Annotated in this window: 14 protein-coding genes and 1 riboswitch; of the genes, 9 read left to right on the top strand and 5 right to left on the bottom strand. The window is 37.4% G+C overall.

What is annotated here, in order from left to right; translation table 11 throughout:
* Positions 1-17 precede the first annotated feature (17 nt).
* From A6E04_RS18325 to A6E04_RS18335, 3 genes are all read left to right on the top strand, one after another.
* Positions 18-1961, top strand: coding sequence for a DNA topoisomerase III (locus tag A6E04_RS18325; protein ID WP_012550681.1), 1944 nt, complete (start codon positions 18-20; stop codon positions 1959-1961).
* A gap of 83 nt (positions 1962-2044) precedes the next feature.
* Positions 2045-2872 carry a DUF5718 family protein gene (locus A6E04_RS18330; protein ID WP_065612043.1) on the top strand — a complete coding sequence of 276 codons (828 nt, stop codon included), beginning with the start codon at positions 2045-2047 and terminating at the stop codon, positions 2870-2872.
* A gap of 120 nt (positions 2873-2992) precedes the next feature.
* On the top strand, positions 2993-4465 hold the full coding sequence (locus A6E04_RS18335) for a sensor domain-containing diguanylate cyclase (protein WP_012550679.1): 1473 nt from the start codon (positions 2993-2995) through the stop codon (positions 4463-4465).
* A 19-nt stretch (positions 4466-4484) separates the two neighbouring features.
* Here A6E04_RS18335 and dusC read toward each other — a convergent pair whose 3' ends face one another.
* The gene (gene dusC / locus A6E04_RS18340; RefSeq protein WP_012550678.1) at positions 4485-5432 is read right to left on the bottom strand and encodes a tRNA dihydrouridine(16) synthase DusC; all 948 of its coding nucleotides are present in this window, start codon (positions 5430-5432) and stop codon (positions 4485-4487) included.
* A 51-nt stretch (positions 5433-5483) separates the two neighbouring features.
* Entirely contained in the window at positions 5484-6044 is a 561-nt protein-coding gene (locus A6E04_RS18345; protein ID WP_012550677.1) for a type II secretion system protein, read from the bottom strand.
* 101 nt (positions 6045-6145) lie between these two features.
* On the opposite strand from A6E04_RS18345, the gene A6E04_RS18350 reads away from it, so the two are divergent.
* On the top strand, positions 6146-6760 hold the full coding sequence (locus A6E04_RS18350; protein WP_012550676.1) for an SEC-C metal-binding domain-containing protein: 615 nt from the start codon (positions 6146-6148) through the stop codon (positions 6758-6760).
* An 89-nt stretch (positions 6761-6849) separates the two neighbouring features.
* On the opposite strand, the gene dsbB is transcribed toward A6E04_RS18350, so the two are convergent.
* Together dsbB and nhaB are read right to left on the bottom strand one after the other, a co-directional pair.
* Positions 6850-7365 carry a disulfide bond formation protein DsbB gene (dsbB, locus tag A6E04_RS18355; RefSeq protein WP_012550675.1) on the bottom strand — a complete coding sequence of 172 codons (516 nt, stop codon included), beginning with the start codon at positions 7363-7365 and terminating at the stop codon, positions 6850-6852.
* A gap of 74 nt (positions 7366-7439) precedes the next feature.
* Positions 7440-9035: a Na(+)/H(+) antiporter NhaB gene (gene nhaB / locus A6E04_RS18360; RefSeq protein WP_012550674.1), complete on the bottom strand. Its 1596-nt coding sequence runs from the start codon at positions 9033-9035 to the stop codon at positions 7440-7442.
* Positions 9036-9482: 447 nt separating this feature from the next.
* On the opposite strand from nhaB, the gene fadR reads away from it, so the two are divergent.
* Both fadR and A6E04_RS18370 read left to right on the top strand, forming a co-directional pair.
* Entirely contained in the window at positions 9483-10325 is an 843-nt protein-coding gene (gene fadR / locus A6E04_RS18365) for a fatty acid metabolism transcriptional regulator FadR (protein WP_012550673.1), read from the top strand.
* A 273-nt stretch (positions 10326-10598) separates the two neighbouring features.
* A complete protein-coding gene (locus A6E04_RS18370; protein WP_065612044.1) occupies positions 10599-11351 on the top strand; it encodes a MipA/OmpV family protein in 753 nt (250 codons plus the stop codon).
* 78 nt (positions 11352-11429) lie between these two features.
* On the opposite strand, the gene A6E04_RS18375 is transcribed toward A6E04_RS18370, so the two are convergent.
* Positions 11430-11834 (bottom strand): H-NS family histone-like protein, encoded by a 405-nt coding sequence (locus A6E04_RS18375; RefSeq protein ID WP_017022835.1) that lies wholly within the window; start codon positions 11832-11834, stop codon positions 11430-11432.
* Positions 11835-12075: 241 nt separating this feature from the next.
* Positions 12076-12259, top strand: a riboswitch (Lysine riboswitch).
* A gap of 84 nt (positions 12260-12343) precedes the next feature.
* Here A6E04_RS18375 and A6E04_RS18380 point away from each other — a divergent pair.
* From A6E04_RS18380 to A6E04_RS18390, 3 genes are all read left to right on the top strand, one after another.
* Complete coding sequence (locus A6E04_RS18380) at positions 12344-13930, top strand: Na+/H+ antiporter NhaC family protein (RefSeq protein WP_065612045.1); 1587 nt, start codon at positions 12344-12346, stop codon at positions 13928-13930.
* Between the two features lie 111 nt (positions 13931-14041).
* Positions 14042-14818, top strand: coding sequence for a nucleotidyltransferase domain-containing protein (locus A6E04_RS18385; protein WP_012550669.1), 777 nt, complete (start codon positions 14042-14044; stop codon positions 14816-14818).
* A 3-nt stretch (positions 14819-14821) separates the two neighbouring features.
* The gene (locus A6E04_RS18390; RefSeq protein ID WP_065612046.1) at positions 14822-17191 is read left to right on the top strand and encodes a DNA polymerase II; all 2370 of its coding nucleotides are present in this window, start codon (positions 14822-14824) and stop codon (positions 17189-17191) included.
* Positions 17192-17345 lie beyond the last annotated feature (154 nt).

The following is a 17345-nucleotide window of genomic DNA, read 5'->3' on the forward strand; positions in this document are numbered from 1 at the left end:
AACATCAGCACTTTTTTATGTCACGATTATTTATTGCAGAAAAACCAAGTTTAGGGCGAGCGATTGCAGCTGGCTTAGCCAAGCCACAAAAAAATCACCAAGGCTATATTGAATGTGGTAATGGTGACATTGTGACTTGGTGTATCGGTCACTTATTAGAACAAGTAGAGCCAGATGCTTATGACGACAAGTATAAATCTTGGCGTATGGAGCATCTGCCAATTGTGCCTGAACAGTGGCAACTTCGACCTAGAAAGTCATCGAGTAAGCAATTGACGGTGATTCGAAAATTACTTAAAACGGCCTCTCAAGTTATTCACGCGGGAGATCCCGATCGAGAAGGTCAGTTATTAGTTGATGAAGTCCTTGATTACTTAAAGTTATCGAAGACAAAAAAAGCGGCGACTCAACGTTTGCTTATTAGTGATTTGAACTTACCCGCGGTAAAACGTGCCTTATCTGCTATGAGAAGTAATCAAGAATTTATTCCTCTTTCTATCTCTGCATTAGCTCGTTCTCGTGCTGATTGGCTATATGGCATGAACATGACTCGAGCTTATACTTTGCTAGGGCAACGAGGTGGATATCAAGGTGTTTTATCAGTAGGCCGAGTACAAACACCCGTTTTGGGACTTGTGACCCGTCGAGATGAAGAGATCGCACATTTTATTCCTAACGCGTATTTTACGTTGGACGCGCTTATCCCTTACCATAATCCAAACCTCAATGGTGGATTACCCTTTGATATTCGTGCTAAATGGAAACCAAGCGAGGCATGTCAGCAATGGCAAGATGAAGATGGGCGAGTTCTTAATCTCAAATTAGTCGAAAATGTTGCCCAACGAATTGCGAATCAACCTGCCACAGTGACTAAAGCTGAAAATAAAGAAACGAAGCAGAATGCGCCTTTGCCGTATTCATTATCTGCATTGCAAATTGATGCATCAAAACGATATAACTTAAGTGCTCAGCAAGTACTGGATTCTTGTCAGGCGCTTTATGAAAAGCATAAATTAATTACGTACCCGCGTTCGGACAGCCGTTATTTACCCAAAGATCACTATAAACAGCGTGAACAAGTGTGTGCTGCGATCGGGAATAATGACAAGCAGTTATCTAATGCCGTGAATAATGCCGATGTAAATTTGCGTTCTCGGGCTTGGAACGACAGTAAAGTAGATGCTCACCATGCGATTATTCCAACCCCTAAATCCAGTGGGGCTGCAGGGTTATCTGGCTATGAAGAAAAGGTGTATCACCTTATTGCGCGTCAGTATTTAATGCAATTTTATCCGGCCGCTATTTATGCGGAAGCAGAACTTATTTTTGATATTGCGGGTGGTGTATTTTCTGCAAAAGGAAAACAAATGCTTTTTGCAGGGTGGCGTATATTATTAGGTAAAACACACACCCAAAATGCTGACGATGATGTAGCGAATAAAGTACCTCCATTAAAAAAAGGGGAAGTACATACGTGTCGTGAGGGAGAGATTAAACACAAAATGACAGAGCCGCCAAAATACTTTACCGAAGCCACCTTATTACAAGCAATGACAGGGATAGCACGCTTTGTTGAAGATAAAGAGTTGAAGAAAGTATTAAGGGATACCGATGGTCTAGGAACAGAAGCGACTCGTGCCGGTATTCTAGATACTCTTTTTAAACGTCAATTATTGATTCGTAATGGAAAAAATATTAATGCGAGTGACGCAGGAAAAGGCTTAATTCACGCATTGCCTAGAGAAGCAACTTATCCTGATATGACGGCTCATTGGGAGTTCCAGTTACAAGGCATGACAGAGAAAACGTATTCTTATCGTCCATTTATGCAGTCTCTGGAAACAAAAGTGACTAACTTTATGCAAGGGGTACAACAAGGTCCGGTTCCTGATTCACTGAGATCATTAAAAAGTCCGACAAAACCGCAATTTAAACGACGAAAAAGCGCAAAGAAATCGTAGAGTTAGATCAGTATCATCGAACTTGAAAATATAATCAGTTAATCTTACTTCTCATTTCTAAGCGATTAATATAAGAAGTAAGTATGACATTTAAGCATGTTGTTGGTTTTGGTGTTGCAGGTAATTTTGCCGGTCATTTAGAGCAGGCCGGTGAAGCTTCTGATTTTTTGAGCGTTAAAGTTGAAAACTCAATTCAGCCGAAAGCGTTGTTTCCATTTTATATCCCTTCAGAGAAGGCGGGATTTTTATCTCAATATCCGTTGTCTTCAGATACGATTATTCCACCGAATGATGCTGATAATTTACAAATAGAGCCTGAAGTTGCCATCGTGTTTGATATTGAGTATGAAAATGGAAAGGTAGCTCAGTTAATACCTGTGAAATTTGCAGCTTATAATGATTGCTCTATTCGCAAGCCGAATGCAAAAAAAATCAGTGAAAAGAAAAATTGGGGAAATCACTCTAAGGGGATTTCTCAAGATTTTATAGAGCTGTCTTCTTTCTCTAAAGGATGTGAATTGGATGCGTATCGCATTGCCAGTTTTCATGTGCGAGATGGGGAAATTAATCGTTATGGTGAAGATAGCGCAGTTATTGACTATAGTTATTTTCATGAACAACTAAGTTCGTGGATCATTGATCGAATGAACCATCAAAAAGATGAAGGCCCTGCGGAAGATATTTCATTGCATTTGTCGAATGCAGAGTTCCCAAAGCAAACTATTATCAGCATTGGTGCAACCCGATATACCCCGTTTGGGGAGTCTAATTTCTTACAGAGTGGGGATAAAAGCATTGTTGTCGTTTATAATTCAGACAAATATAAACCCGCCAAAATAGAAGAAATGGTACATAATAATCAACTTGAAAAAGACGGAATATCCTCATTAACTCAATGGGTTAGTGAATGAAAATAGCTTAATGCTTATATTATTTGATTGTCATAAATGTGTTAGGATTTATGTATTTGAGAGATTTTGCACAAAAATATAGGTAGTATATTCGGTTCAATTTTTGTTATAGAAGCATTTATGCCCAAATCTAATTTAAAACACATCTTTCTAATCCCAACACTGTTCTTTGTGTTGATCGTGGGGTTTGTTTTAAATAATCACCTTGGTGCAGTCCAACGACAAGTGAATCGAGAATATGATCGTATTATCGATTCACTTCAACGAACAATAAAAGTCATTATTTCTTTAGATTACAACCTCTCTCAAATGTATAAACAAGAAACGGGTGAATTTTATAATCATAATTTTGAGATGGATGAGAAGGCCGGACTTTGTGTTATTCGTCCCAGTAACGATCTTGATGCTGTCATGGTTAACCAAGGTATCTCGGTGCCTGAAAGTCGCTTAGATTATAGTATTGCTGGCAGTGAAGATTTATGTGACGAGAATTCAGAATTATATAAAATAGCGTCTAAAAAAATCGCCTTGGCACCTGTAATTTCCTTCATTCATGACTACGAAAATTATCTTCATGGCATCTATTTTATTTCAAAATATAATTACATCATTTCAGCCCCTAAAGAAATAGCAGAAAATCTAACGAAACAAAGTTTAGAGACGATTTACACTAGACCATACTGGAAGAACAGTATGAAAAATGATAATGAAAGGCACATTACATTTACACCTCCCTATACTGATGCTTTTTTTGATGGGCTAGAGGTTCTTACTTTCTCAACGCCTATTTATTATAAAGATTTATTTAAAGGTGTTCTGGTTATTGATTTATCGGTGGATAAACTATTACGTTCTAGTAATGACATATCTCAGCATATTCAATTGTTAGATAGCGATGAATATGAACGCTTTGAACAATACCGATTTATGCAGCCAGTTATTCTCAATGACACTAATTTTACGTATTTTCTGTATTATAAAAGCTCAATAAAAGAAGAGATCAAAAGTTTCTTTGTTCATGATGCAAAAAGTCTCATTTTAATTTTTGTCACTTATATCTTAGCGCTTCTATCTATGTTTTATTACCAAACTCGATTGTCACAGAATTATTATCGTGATTTAGCAAAGCAAGATCCAATGACAGGGTTGTATAACCGTCGAGGGTTTGAAATGAGCTTACAAGATCGTGTGGTTAAAAAGTTTGTTGGTTTTGCTATTTATGACATCGATGACTTTAAGCAGATTAATGATGTGTTTGGTCATGATGTTGGAGATGAAGCGATTAAGTATGTAGCAAGAATGCTGACTAAGAGTGTGAGAGACAGTGATATAGTCTCTCGCTTTGGGGGTGAAGAGTTTGTTATCTGCATTAATGCAGATTCAAGAGAAACGCTTGAGAATGTATGTGAACGAGTGAGAAAATCAATTCAGGATTCATCAGGTAAAATAGTGAGCGGTGGTTTTACTGTGTCTGGAGGGGTTTCGATTATTGATTCTCATCAAGACTTTTCATTTGAACACATTATTAAAAAAGCCGATGATTTGTTGTATAAAGCCAAAGAAGATGGAAAGAATCGTGTTTACTTTGCATAAACACGATGAGTAATAGCGATTAACTAACGTTCTCTAATTCTTGATTTAAGCGCTCTACAATTAAAGGCGCTTTTTTATGGCTTCGAATATCCATGAAAATATCTTTAGCTTCAGTATATTCTTGTCGAAGATAAACTAGCCATTGTTTTACTCTGTTTGCATAATACTGGCCTTTATCACCAGCCATTTGTAATTTTGAATAATGAATTAATAATGCAATCACTTCTGGCCACGGCATTTTCGGGTGATTGTGTTTCACTACGTTCCCAAGGTTTGGCATATTAAATGCGCCTCGGCACACCATTAACGAATCAATTCCTGTGGCGGCAATACAACGTTGTCCATCGGCATAGTTCCAAATTTCACCATTAGCGATAATAGGAATATCTATTTTTTGGCGAACTTGGTTGATGTAATCCCATTTTATTTCTTCTGCACGATAGCCATCAGTTTTAGTGCGCGCATGGATGGTTAATTCGTTTGCGCCAGCTTGTTTTATCGCATCGGCAATAGCAAAACATTCTTCGGGATTCTCCCAACCTAAGCGAATTTTTGCAGTGACTTTTTTATCTTGTGGTACTGCTTCACGACACGCTTTAACGATTTGATAAATTAATTCAGGATCTTTTAAAAGCGCAGCTCCGCCCCGACTTTTGTTTACCGCTTTTGCTGGGCAACCAAAGTTTAAATCAAGACCATCAGAACCAAGATCAATTGCTCGTGCCGCGTTTTCTGCCATCCAATTAGGTTCTTGTCCTAATAATTGTAGACGAATAGGGGTACCTGATTTGGTTTTACTGTCGTTATGTAATTCCGGACAGATTCGGTGGAATACATGAGGAGGTAAAAGTTGATCAACGATGCGCACAAACTCAGTAACACAGAAATCATAGTCGTTAATTTCTGTTAATAGTTCACGCATTAAGTGATCGAGTACGCCCTCCATAGGGCCTAGTATTACTTGCATATCCCACCTCTTTTATTGGAGGTGGGATTGTAGGGGGAAAGGGGCTAGATGTCACTTAGTTCCTTTATTATAGCTTTTAGTTATCGTCTCCCCTGTAGAGGGGAAGTAATTTAGTTGGTAACCTTGTTGGCTTTTGTTTGTTATATCTGATGTATAGTAATACATACATGCTTGTGGTTTACCTGAAATAGGTGACCCATACCAATATTGGATATCAGCACTAGTGCTTACAAAACCATCACCTGCATATTTTTCAATAGTTAAATCTTGATTTAATAATGCATTCCAAAGTTGACCACAGCCTTCACCAGTAATCTGCCCAGGTGAGTTTTGTTCCGTTTTTAAAGGAAAACCTTCCTTTGATGGGTAAATGGTCTCGTCTGAAAAAATAACACCGACACCAGAACTTACAGACGGTTCACCTTGCAAAACCCATGCGCCGTGATACATATTGACAGCAGCAGTGAAAGCTGAGAACACGCCATTCGCCCTCGATTCATGTGCATCATCTTGTAAGTTCAAAAATTTAGGCGCAGCGGTGACCGCTAGAATACCTAAAATAACGATAACAACGATCAGTTCAATTAAGGTAAATCCTTGATTATTTTTCATAGATTTCTCAGCAGCAAAAAATTAATAATAACGGCACTTAGGCTCTAATAATTATTTGCGCTATACTACGCCGAAAACTTAATTTCGGAAGTGAATAAATAATGAAATATCAATTAATTGCGTTAGATGGCGTTGATTTGAACTGTTCTGGCCTTTTTCTTGAAGGTGCAGTGCTTGCCGCTAATATGGCAACGAAGCCATTAGCACCAGAAGCGTGGTTAGGTGATCTTATTGGTGCAGATAATGCACTTGAAATGGAAAAACAAATCTCTCAGCACATTGAACACCAATATACGTTACTTAAACGTAATGAATATGAAATTACCGAATTAGTTAATTTTGATGATTTAGATGCCGTCACTGATTTCGCAGAAGGCTTCATGACAGTATGGCCAATGGTTGAAGAGTTATGGTCAGATCTTAACGTCGCTGATGGTACGATGCGTATGCTGTCCGCGTTATTAACGACAATGATGCTGGCTGTTGATGAAGAAGAAACGCACCGCCAAATGGCTGAAGCGGGTATTGATACACCGCCAACATTAACTCAAATGCTTCCTCAGTTAGACATGATGATTTTAGAAGTGGCAATGGCTGCGGATGAATATCAAATCGGCTATAAAGGACAGAAAGTGAATCCGTACAAAAATGTGGGCCGTAATGATACTTGTCCATGTGAGAGCGGTAAGAAGTTCAAGAAATGCTGTGGTAAATAGGTAGATTTCTATTTTCTGATTTAAATAAAAAAGCCATCGGGTAATAATTACCCGATGGCTTTTTTGTTATTAGCAATATAAATAGTTAATTATGCGCTTTTCTTATTGAAGAACTGAGCGATAACAATAATAGCGAGAGCAACTAAATTACCTGCAAAGATAATAACTAACCATTGTGGCATGGTAAGTGTTAGAAATTGCCAAACGATTTTGCTGCAGTCACCATACGCTTCAAACATCCAAGGTGCCCATTTATTTAATGGTGCCCATGATGGGAACGTGACAAATAAATCACACGTTGAGAATGGTGAAGGGTTTAATTGAAAATCAACATGTTGCATAGCAAGTTTTAAGCCCCAGCCAGCACTTATCCCCCAAGCAATAAGACCACACCATCTGAAAATAATGTTATTAGGGTTTAAGAGTCCAATAATGGCAGCACCAGCAATACCCATCATGGCCACTCGTTCGTAAATGCACATGACGCATGGTGGTAGTTTTATGATGTGTTGGAAGGTCAGTGCACAAGCTTCAAAAAAGAGAATGAAGATAAGCAAAATAAGCCAAGAGAGGCGAATGCGTGAAAAATGGTTAAGGGCTTGCATTATTATTCCTTAGTAAAAAGAAAGGCTCCGTATAAACAGAGCCTTTTAGTCAATCAAAAGTGGCTATGCCATTATTAATGACCACTAGAAACGGCATTAGTTGCAGCTTCTATCGTTCCGTGTGTGATCCAACCGAAATCGTAGAACATTGTTGTCATTGGTTCAAGTAAGAACGAGATACCAAATAAACCAACTAATGCCAAAACGATGGTATATGGCAGAGCCATCCAAACCATACGACCATAAGATAATTGAATTAATGGTGCGAGTGCTGAAGTTAATAAGAACAAGAAGGCTGCTTGACCGTTTGGTGTGGCAACAGAAGGTAAGTTAGTACCCGTATTGATTGCAACGGCTAATAAGTCAAATTGGTCTCGTGTAATAACACCATCAAGTAATGCGGTTTTAACTTCATTAATATAAACGGTACCAACAAATACGTTGTCAGAGACCATCGAAAGAATACCATTTGCCACATAGAATAGGGCAAGTTGAGAACTCTTATCTTCAACTGCTAATACCGCATCTATAATTGGTTTAAATAGTTCTTGATCTATAATCACTGCGACAATGGCAAAAAAGACCGCAAGTAATGCAGTGAAAGGCAATGCCTCTTCAAATGCCTTACCCATAGCATGCTCTTCAATGACACCAGTAAAAGCAGTTGCAAGAATGATGACAGATAAACCAATGAGGCCAACAGCTGCAAGGTGCATTGCTAAGGCAACAATTAACCATACGGCAATCACGCTTTGAATAATCAATTTTGCGTTGTCGATATTCGTACGATTTTTACGTTCTTCTGATTCGTACTCTTCTAGAATATTACGAACATTTTCAGGAAGTTTTGCACCGTAACCACAAATACCTAATTTTTCTACAACAACACACGTTAACAAACCGCAAATAAATACAGGGGCGGTCACTGGTAACATACGGATGATGAACTCACCAAACATCCAGTTTGCTTGATCCGCAATAATTAAATTTTGCGGTTCACCCACCATGGTCATTACGCCACCAAGCGCAGTACCAACACCAGCATGCATTAATAGGCTACGTAAAAATGCTCGGTAGTTTTCTAAATCGTCACGACTTAATTCATCCGTTACATTCGAATCACAAGTATGATCATGGCTAGGTGTACCACCTTGACCTGAGGCGACTCGATGGTAAATAGCATAAAAGCCAACAGCAACACTGATAACAACGGCAATAACGGTTAATGCATCAAGAAATGCAGATAAGAATGCCGCGGTAAAACAGAAAGCCACTGATAAGGCTGTTTTTGATTTTATGCCAATAAGTATTTTTGTAAAAATGAACAGCAGCAACTGTTTCATAAAGTAAATACCAGCAACCATAAACACAAGCAGTAAGAGAACTTCAATATTAGCTACTAATTCATGTTTTACTTGTTCGGCACTTGTCATACCTATAGCGATTGCTTGAATAGCAAGCAAACCACCAGGTTGAAGAGGGTAGCATTTTAAAGCCATTGCAAGAGTGAAAATGAATTCCACAACGAGCAACCAACCTGCAGCGAATGGGTCAACAAAAAAGAAAACCAGCGGGTTGATGATTAGAAACGAAATTATTGCGATTTTATACCAGTCGGGGGCTTTACCAAGAAAGTTTTTGATAAATGCATTCCCTAGCGAAATAGACATGTGATGCTCTCTACAATTGTTACTCTAATTCCATAAAAATAAGGTTAAGTAAGGAGTTGATAATAATCGCCTAACGTATTGTTTTTAGTAAAGATAAACAACTATTTAGTAAAGCAACAAGTAATAAATTACTGCCTTGCCAAATAACTACCTATAATTATCTTAACCTTATACCAAACGCCTGAACTCTACTCTTTATTGCTAATTAGTCAATATTATAGGGGGGGATAATGTACAAAATGTGCCTTTGCTCGGTTTTATAAAGAAAACTAAAGAAATGTATAAAAAAAAGTCATCTTCTACTTGATTCTTCTAGGGAGATATAGGCTTAAAAGTGAGAAGGTTAAGGCCTTAATTCGGTTTCAAATTAAGAAATAGTTAAGAATTTGTTTAAGTGGTGGTATGATGAGTTTAGTTATTTTAATAAAAAATGGATCGTAAACTTGTATGGTTATTAAGGCTAAAAGTCCTGCCGGATTTGCTGAAAAATACATTATAGAAAGCATTTGGAATGGTCGATTTCCTCCAGGTTCAATCTTACCAGCAGAACGTGAATTATCTGAATTAATCGGGGTTACAAGAACAACGCTTCGAGAAGTATTACAACGCCTTTCTCGTGATGGTTGGTTAACGATTCAACATGGTAAACCAACAAAAGTTAATGATTATATGGAGACGTCGGGTCTTCATATTTTAGATACATTAATGACATTAGTGGATGCAAATAATGCGACTTCAATTGTTGAAGACTTATTGGCAGCAAGAACTAATATTAGTTGTATCTTTATGAGACAAGCATTTAAGACCAATAAAGAAGGATCTCTTCGCACATTAGACCGAGTAATTGAGTCTTGTGAGCAGTTAATTGCAGCAGAAAGCTGGGATAAATTTATTGAAGAATCTCCATTTGGGACAAAACTTAAAGCTGAAATAAAAGAAGATAATGAAAAAGATCCAATAAAGCGCCAAGAGTTGTTAATTGCAAAAACCTTTAATTATTATGATTATATGTTATTTCAAGGTATTGCATTTAAATCAGGCAACCAAATATATGGACTGATCTTTAATGGTCTTAAAAAGCTTTATGCTCGTGTTGGTAGTTATTATTTCTCAAGCGATGAAGCAAGAGAATTAGCATTACAGTTTTATCGAGACCTAAAACAGATTTGTGAAGAAGAAAGAAAAGATGCTGTAATGCCGAGAATGCGTCAGTATGGTATTGAAGGCAATCTTATCTGGAATGAAATGAAAAAGAATTTACCAAGTAATTTTAGAGAAGATGATAGTTAATTTCATCTAAAAATACATAAAAGGCAGGCTAATATAGCCTGCCTTTTTTTTGTTCTAAATTTATAAAAGTAGTTATATTCTGTATTTTTTGTCATTTAATTGCGTTATCTAATGGTTGATAGTGTTGGTTCTATGTTTTTATTTGGAATTTAATTCTGTATACGTTAACAATATCTTAAAAACTGTCAAAGAGTATCTAGTACTGTATAGTGCGTAGGTATAAATAATAGAATTGATATAATCATCGATAATTAAACGTATAAAGGGTATGCAGTGAATAAATTAGTCAGTGGTTTCATCCTAGGAGCAGTATTGCTCGTAACCAATAGTGTAAATGCAAAAATATCTCAATGGTCTATTGGTGCTGCAGCAGCATATTCCCCCTCTTTTTATAAAGAAACACCATCAAATACAACGGTAATACCAATGATTGGTTATGAGGGAGAGCATATATTTTTGCGTGGATTCAATGGTGGTTATCGTTTATATCCTATTGGCTCACCTCAAAATATTATCTTTCGTTTTGTATATGATCCTCGAACATTTCAACCAGAAGATTCTAAAAATGCAGAGATGCAGCAATTAGATGAACGAAAAAGTACGGTGCTAGGTGGGGTTAGCTATCAAATAATTACTCATATAGGGATCATTGAGTTCACCGGAGGGACTGATGTTGGTAGAGCGCATAATGGATTATATGCAGAAGCAGCATGGCGTTTACCGATTAGAGGGAAAGGATGGGCCGTAACCCCATCTTTTGGTTATTCATATAATAGCCAACGGTTAAACAATCACCTTTATGGGGTATCAGCTGAAGAAGCCCAGAGAAGTGGTATTGAAGAGTTTGATGCTGATTGGGATGGCCAATTTTTTATTGGATTATCGACTTATTTCCACGTAACCCCAAATATAAGAGTGACGGGGGGCTTACGATATGTGAACCTTGAAGGGAATTTAGAGCAAAGTCCGATGATAGAGCACACAACCAGCTCTACGGGTAATGTTGGTATAGCATACGTATTCTAAATAATAGATATTTAGAATAAAAAAAGCCATTCTTTTGAATGGCTTTTTATCGAAATCGCATTGTTCTATAAGAACAATTTAGATAGCGAACTCTTCTAATGATTTACCAGAATCAAGGTGTACTTGAAGTGCTGATGGAGTGCGGCCTTGGCCTGTCCATGTTTTTTCTTCGCCAGCGTGGTCTAAGAATTTGTACTTAGCTGGACGTGGAGCACGTTTCTGCTTTGTTTTAACTGTAGTAGAAGACATTGTGTCTAGTAGATCTTCAGGAGCGATACCGCTCTCAATCATCATTTGACGGAATTCTTCAAGCTTCGCTTGTTTTTCAGCAAGTAGAGCGCGATCTTCAGCTTCTGTTTCTTGACGTTCAGCAACAACTGCTTGAAGCTTTTCAAGCGCTTCTTCTAGTTGCTCTAATGTCATTTCACGAGATAACGCGCGTAGGCTACGTAGGTTCAGTAATGTTTTAATAGTATCAGACATGTTTGATTCCATATTAATTTGATAATGTAATTTTTATATAACCATTAAATAATATATCAAACTATGGGATAAGGAAATAATTAATTATTAATGATAATAATATTAAAAGTGATATGTCTCTATTGTGAGATAATTAAATGTTAATTTTAAAGTATCTCATTCTACCTATGCGTGGTTTTTAATGTTAAAATTCTCAGAATAGTATTGCAAAGTTGTATTCAATCCGTACAATAACTCCACCTAAACGGGTAGAGGCGCATTGCCTAAAAGTAAATTGTTCGAGGTTGATAACCGATGACTGCAATTGAAAGGAGTTAATGCCGAAGTTAGTGCTGTTATCAAACAGGTTAGCTGGGGTTATTTCGAAAAGGAATAACACTGCCATAGTCAATTTTATTTTTTAACTATGGAGCGCTACTGTGGGGGAATGGTTTTATTACATTCACTTCCTTATAACGGTATATACCGTATCTACAGTAGATCTCCAACCAAACTGGTTGTTGTAGATCATGAATTTAGCCGATTTTTCCAATTCTCCAATTTCAATATTGCCCCCATTAGTTGCACTGGGTTTAGCTATCATTACGCGTCGAGTTTTATTATCTCTCGGTGTGGGTATCGTTTTAGGTGCTATCTTATTATCAAGTTATTCTATTTCTGGCACAAGCACGTATGTCTTTAATTCAGTTAAAGGTGTATTTATTGCTGACGGAGCAATAAATAGCTGGAATATGAGTATTGTTGCTTTTTTAATCTTATTAGGAATGACAACAGCACTTTTAACCCTATCAGGCGGAACTCGCGCTTTTGCTGAATGGGCACAAACACGTATTAAAAGTAAACGTGGAGCAAAATTATTGGCAGCCTGCTTAGGTGTGTTTATTTTTGTTGATGATTATTTTAATAGCTTAGCCGTTGGTTCAATATCCCGCCCTGTAACTGACCGTTTTTATGTATCACGTGCTAAGTTAGCTTATATTTTAGATTCAACAGCCGCGCCTATGTGTGTACTAATGCCTGCGTCTAGCTGGGGTGCATACATTATTACTATTATTGGTGGTATTTTAGTTTCTCATGGAGTAACTGAATATTCAGCACTGGGCGCTTATGTTCGTCTCATTCCTATGAACTTCTATGCGGTATTTGCATTATTAATGGTATTTGCTGTCGTTTGGTTCCAATTAGATATTGGTCCGATGCGAGATCATGAAAATGAAGCTAATCGTGGTAATGGCTTTGATGATCAAGCGGTTGATAAAGAATCGAAAGACTTAAATGAAGAGCTAAACATTACAGAAAGTGATACTGGTAAAGTTTCTGATTTAATCTTTCCAATTATCGTACTAATTGTCGCGACTATTTTCTTCATGGTTTATACCGGTGCTCAAGCGTTAATCGCTGATGGTAAAGAGTTCAATATTCTGGGTACCTTTGAGAATACCGATGTTGGAACCTCATTATGTTACGGTGCTTTACTTGGTTTAGCGTCTGCATTAATTACGGTTTTCCGCCAAAATATAGAAATGAAAGACATTGCAATCACAATGTGGATTGGTGCTAAGTCAATGTTTGGCGCAATACTAATTCTATTCTTTGCGTGGACAATTGGTTCTGTTATCGGTGATATGCAAACCGGTTCATATTTGTCTAGCTTAGCTCAAGGCAGTATTGGTATTCATTGGATCCCAGTTATTTTGTTCTTATTGTCAGGTTTGATGGCATTTAGTACAGGTACGTCATGGGGTACATTTGGTATTATGCTTCCTATCGCAGGAGACATGGCTGGTGCAACAGATATCGCACTCATTTTACCAATGCTAGGTGCTGTGTTAGCTGGATCTGTGTTTGGTGATCACTGTTCTCCTATCTCTGATACAACAATCTTGTCTTCAACAGGGGCTCGTTGTTGCCATATAGACCATGTATCGACACAATTACCTTATGCGTTATCTATTGCCGGTGTTTCAGCGGTTGGTTATATAGCACTTGGCTTTACTAACTCTGTATGGATGTCATTTTTAGCATCAACCGTTGCCTTTGTTCTTGTTTGTGGCGCAATGATGGTAATTTCAAAGAAGGGTCGCGTAACCGCTTAATCCTCTCTTTTTTTAACTCTTAAAAAACCGGCTTTTATTGCCGGTTTTTTATTGCTATTTTTCTGTTTAATCGCGATCATGGCGTTTCATATATGCTTTTAGGAGTTCTTTGTGTCTCGTTATAGTTTGCCTCTCATCGATAAAAACTCCCCATTTCAAGCTGTATTTGAACCGGCAATTAAAGACTTGATGGTGCATGTTCGTTCTGCTGCTCCTAAGTCAATCCACAGTATTTATTTATATGGTAGCGTGGCAAGACGAGAGGCGATTCCGGGCCGTTCAAATTTAGATGTTACTTTAATTACCACCGTTCCTTTAACAAACAAAGAACAAACATTAATCAATACAATTAAGGTTCGTTTTCAGTCTAAATATCCACAAATTACCGGGGTTACTTTCAACATCGGTACTGCATCAGAAGTTCTGCAATTAGAATCTATATTCAGTTGGGGATTTTGGTTACGTCACTGTTGTGTTTGTATTTTTGGTGATGATCTTTCTACTCGTTTTGGTGATTTTGAACCGAGCTGGGAAATTGCTAAAAACATGAATATGGACATTGAAGAATGGTTACAAGTGTACATAAAAAAAATCACCGCTAGCCAAGATATTAATACTCAAGTTCAATTACAGAAAACCATAGCAAAGAAATTATTAAGAAGTTGTTACTCTCTTATTATGCATAAAGATAAGGGCTGGTATGATCATCCTATTTTATGTGCACGCAAATTTCTAGAATATTATCCTGAAAAGCAGACAGAAATAGAACGCGTTGTTTTATTATTAAAAGGGCGAAAAGTACCTAAGCGCTCAGTTCTTGTTTTATTAAAAGAATTTGGAGATTGGGTTGTGAGCGAATTTAATAACATAGAAAGAAGAATAGGTTAACGATTGAACTCTCCTCACTGCGGCTTTTTATTAACTCGTCAGAATAAAGACATCAGAGACCATTCCCTCGTCGATTTATGGGTTAAATGTGATGACCATATAGCACATTTATTAATTGAAAATGAATTGGCTGTTATTTTCTTTTTGAAAGAACGACAAGCTGAATATGAGTCAATATTAACGAACGCACATATTCATTATTCAATTAAATCGACCTCTTTACATACTTTTCAGCATCAGCCTGTTTTTGGTTTGTATTTTTCGAGTACTCAGCAAAAACGAGTAGCAACAGCCCTATTTGAAGATCATCAACTGCCGACTTTTGAAGGTGATATTCGTTTAGCCGATCGTTATTTAATGGAACGTTTTATTTGTGGAGGAATGGCTTTTGTTGGTACTCCGCGACAAAGAAAAGGATACGTTGAATATCGAGATGTAAAAATTAAATCCGCAGAAATGACACCTGAATTCAGTGTGGTTTCATTAGATGTAGAGTGTTCAGAAAAAGGTATTTTATATTCTGTAGCGCTGCACTGTGAGCGTGATACTCGTATCATTATGGTAGGGCCAGAAGAGACGAGTGACTTACCGATAGAATGGGTTGAGAATGAAAAAGCATTGCTTCTTGCTCTAGAGTCTTGGTTTCAAACGTTTGACCCCGATATTATTATTGGATGGAATGTCATTAACTTTGATTTTAATTTACTAATTAAAAGAGCCAAATGGCACAACCTTGCCTTTCGGTTAGGTCGAGGGAATTCCTCTCTTTATTTTCGAGAATCAAATAAAAATAGGCAACAAGGTTTTTTATCTTTTCCCGGTCGGGTGGTTTTGGATGGCATTGATGCGTTAAAAACGGCGACATATCATTTTTCGAGTTGGTCTTTAGAGTCGGTATCTCAAGAATTATTAAATGAAGGGAAATCGATACACGATCCGAGTGATCGGATGGGTGAGATAAACCGTATGTACCGTGAAGATAAATGCGCATTAGCAAAATATAATCTTCAAGATTGTGTGCTAGTTACTCGTATTTTTGAACTAACACATTTACTAGAGTTTGCTATTGAAAGAACGAAATTGACCGGTATCGAACTCGATCGTGTTGGTGGTTCGGTTGCCGCTTTCACTAATTTATATTTACCTCGATTGCATAGAGCAGGGTACATTGCTCCGAATTTAGAAAGTGAGAATTGGATTGCAAGCCCTGGTGGTTATGTCATGAGCTCTAAACCGGGTCTATATGAATCGGTATTGGTCCTTGATTTTAAGTCGCTTTATCCTTCTATTATTAAAACCTTTCGTATTGACCCGTTGGGGCTAGTTGAAGGCTTAAAATTAGAATCGGGGATAGATGATGGGCAAGCTATCGAAGGATTTAGAGGTGGTCGTTTTCATAGAACAAAACATTTTTTACCTAATTTGATCGAAACCTTATGGTCAGCGAGAGATGTCGCGAAGAAAAATAATGAAAAAGCGTTTTCTCAAGCAATTAAAATCATAATGAATTCTTTTTATGGGGTGTTAGGATCATCTGGATGCCGATTTTTTGACCATCGTTTAGCGTCGTCAATTACGATGCGTGGGCATGAAATAATGAAAACAACCAGAGAGCTTATCGAATCTCAAGGGTATGAAGTGATCTATGGCGATACCGATTCCACCTTTGTTACCTTGGGGGAATCTATGCCATCTGATGAAGCGGATAAAATAGGCAAACAGTTAGTTGATCATATTAATCAATGGTGGACCGCGCATTTAGAGTCTGAATACGCAATAGACTCTGCTTTAGAAATTGAATATGAAACGCATTATCGTATCTTTTTAATGCCGACTATTCGCGGTTCTGAAATGGGATCGAAAAAACGCTACGCAGGGTTGATTAGAAAAGGCGATAAAGAAGAGATCATTTTTAAAGGGTTAGAAACGGTGAGAACCGATTGGACCCCTCTCTCTCAAGAGTTTCAAAAGGTACTTTTTGATAAAGTATTTCATCAACAAGCTGTGGAAGAGTACGTACGTGAATATGTTGATAAAACAAAATCGGGTGAATTTGATAATAAGTTAATTTATCGTAAGCGTTTACGTAGACAGTTAGATGAATATCAAAAGAATGTTCCACCGCATGTGAAGGCGGCAAGAATAGCCGATACACAAAACCAAAAATTAGGAAAACCACTCATGTATCAACAAGGGGGGTGGATTGAATACATAATAACGACAGCGGGTCCTGAACCCATTGAATATCGCCAAAATCCGATTGATTATGATCACTATGTTGAGAAACAATTAAAGCCAATTGCTGAGGGCATACTTCCTTTTGTTAATTTAAGTTTTACTGAATTATCGGCTTCTCAATTAGGTCTATTCTAACGATTAGTTTTGTTATATATTGAGTAATACATCTAAAAAACTTAGTAAAGTCAATAGGCTTTTAATAGCAAAAATTTGCGTCCTAACGCATAATCAATGCGCGCATTACTTTTTATTTAAGGTAAAATAGGACATTGAGATAAGCCTCAGCCGA

Origin of the sequence: Aliivibrio logei (assembly GCF_001691055.1) — a bacterium.
Classification (GTDB): domain Bacteria; phylum Pseudomonadota; class Gammaproteobacteria; order Enterobacterales; family Vibrionaceae; genus Aliivibrio; species Aliivibrio salmonicida.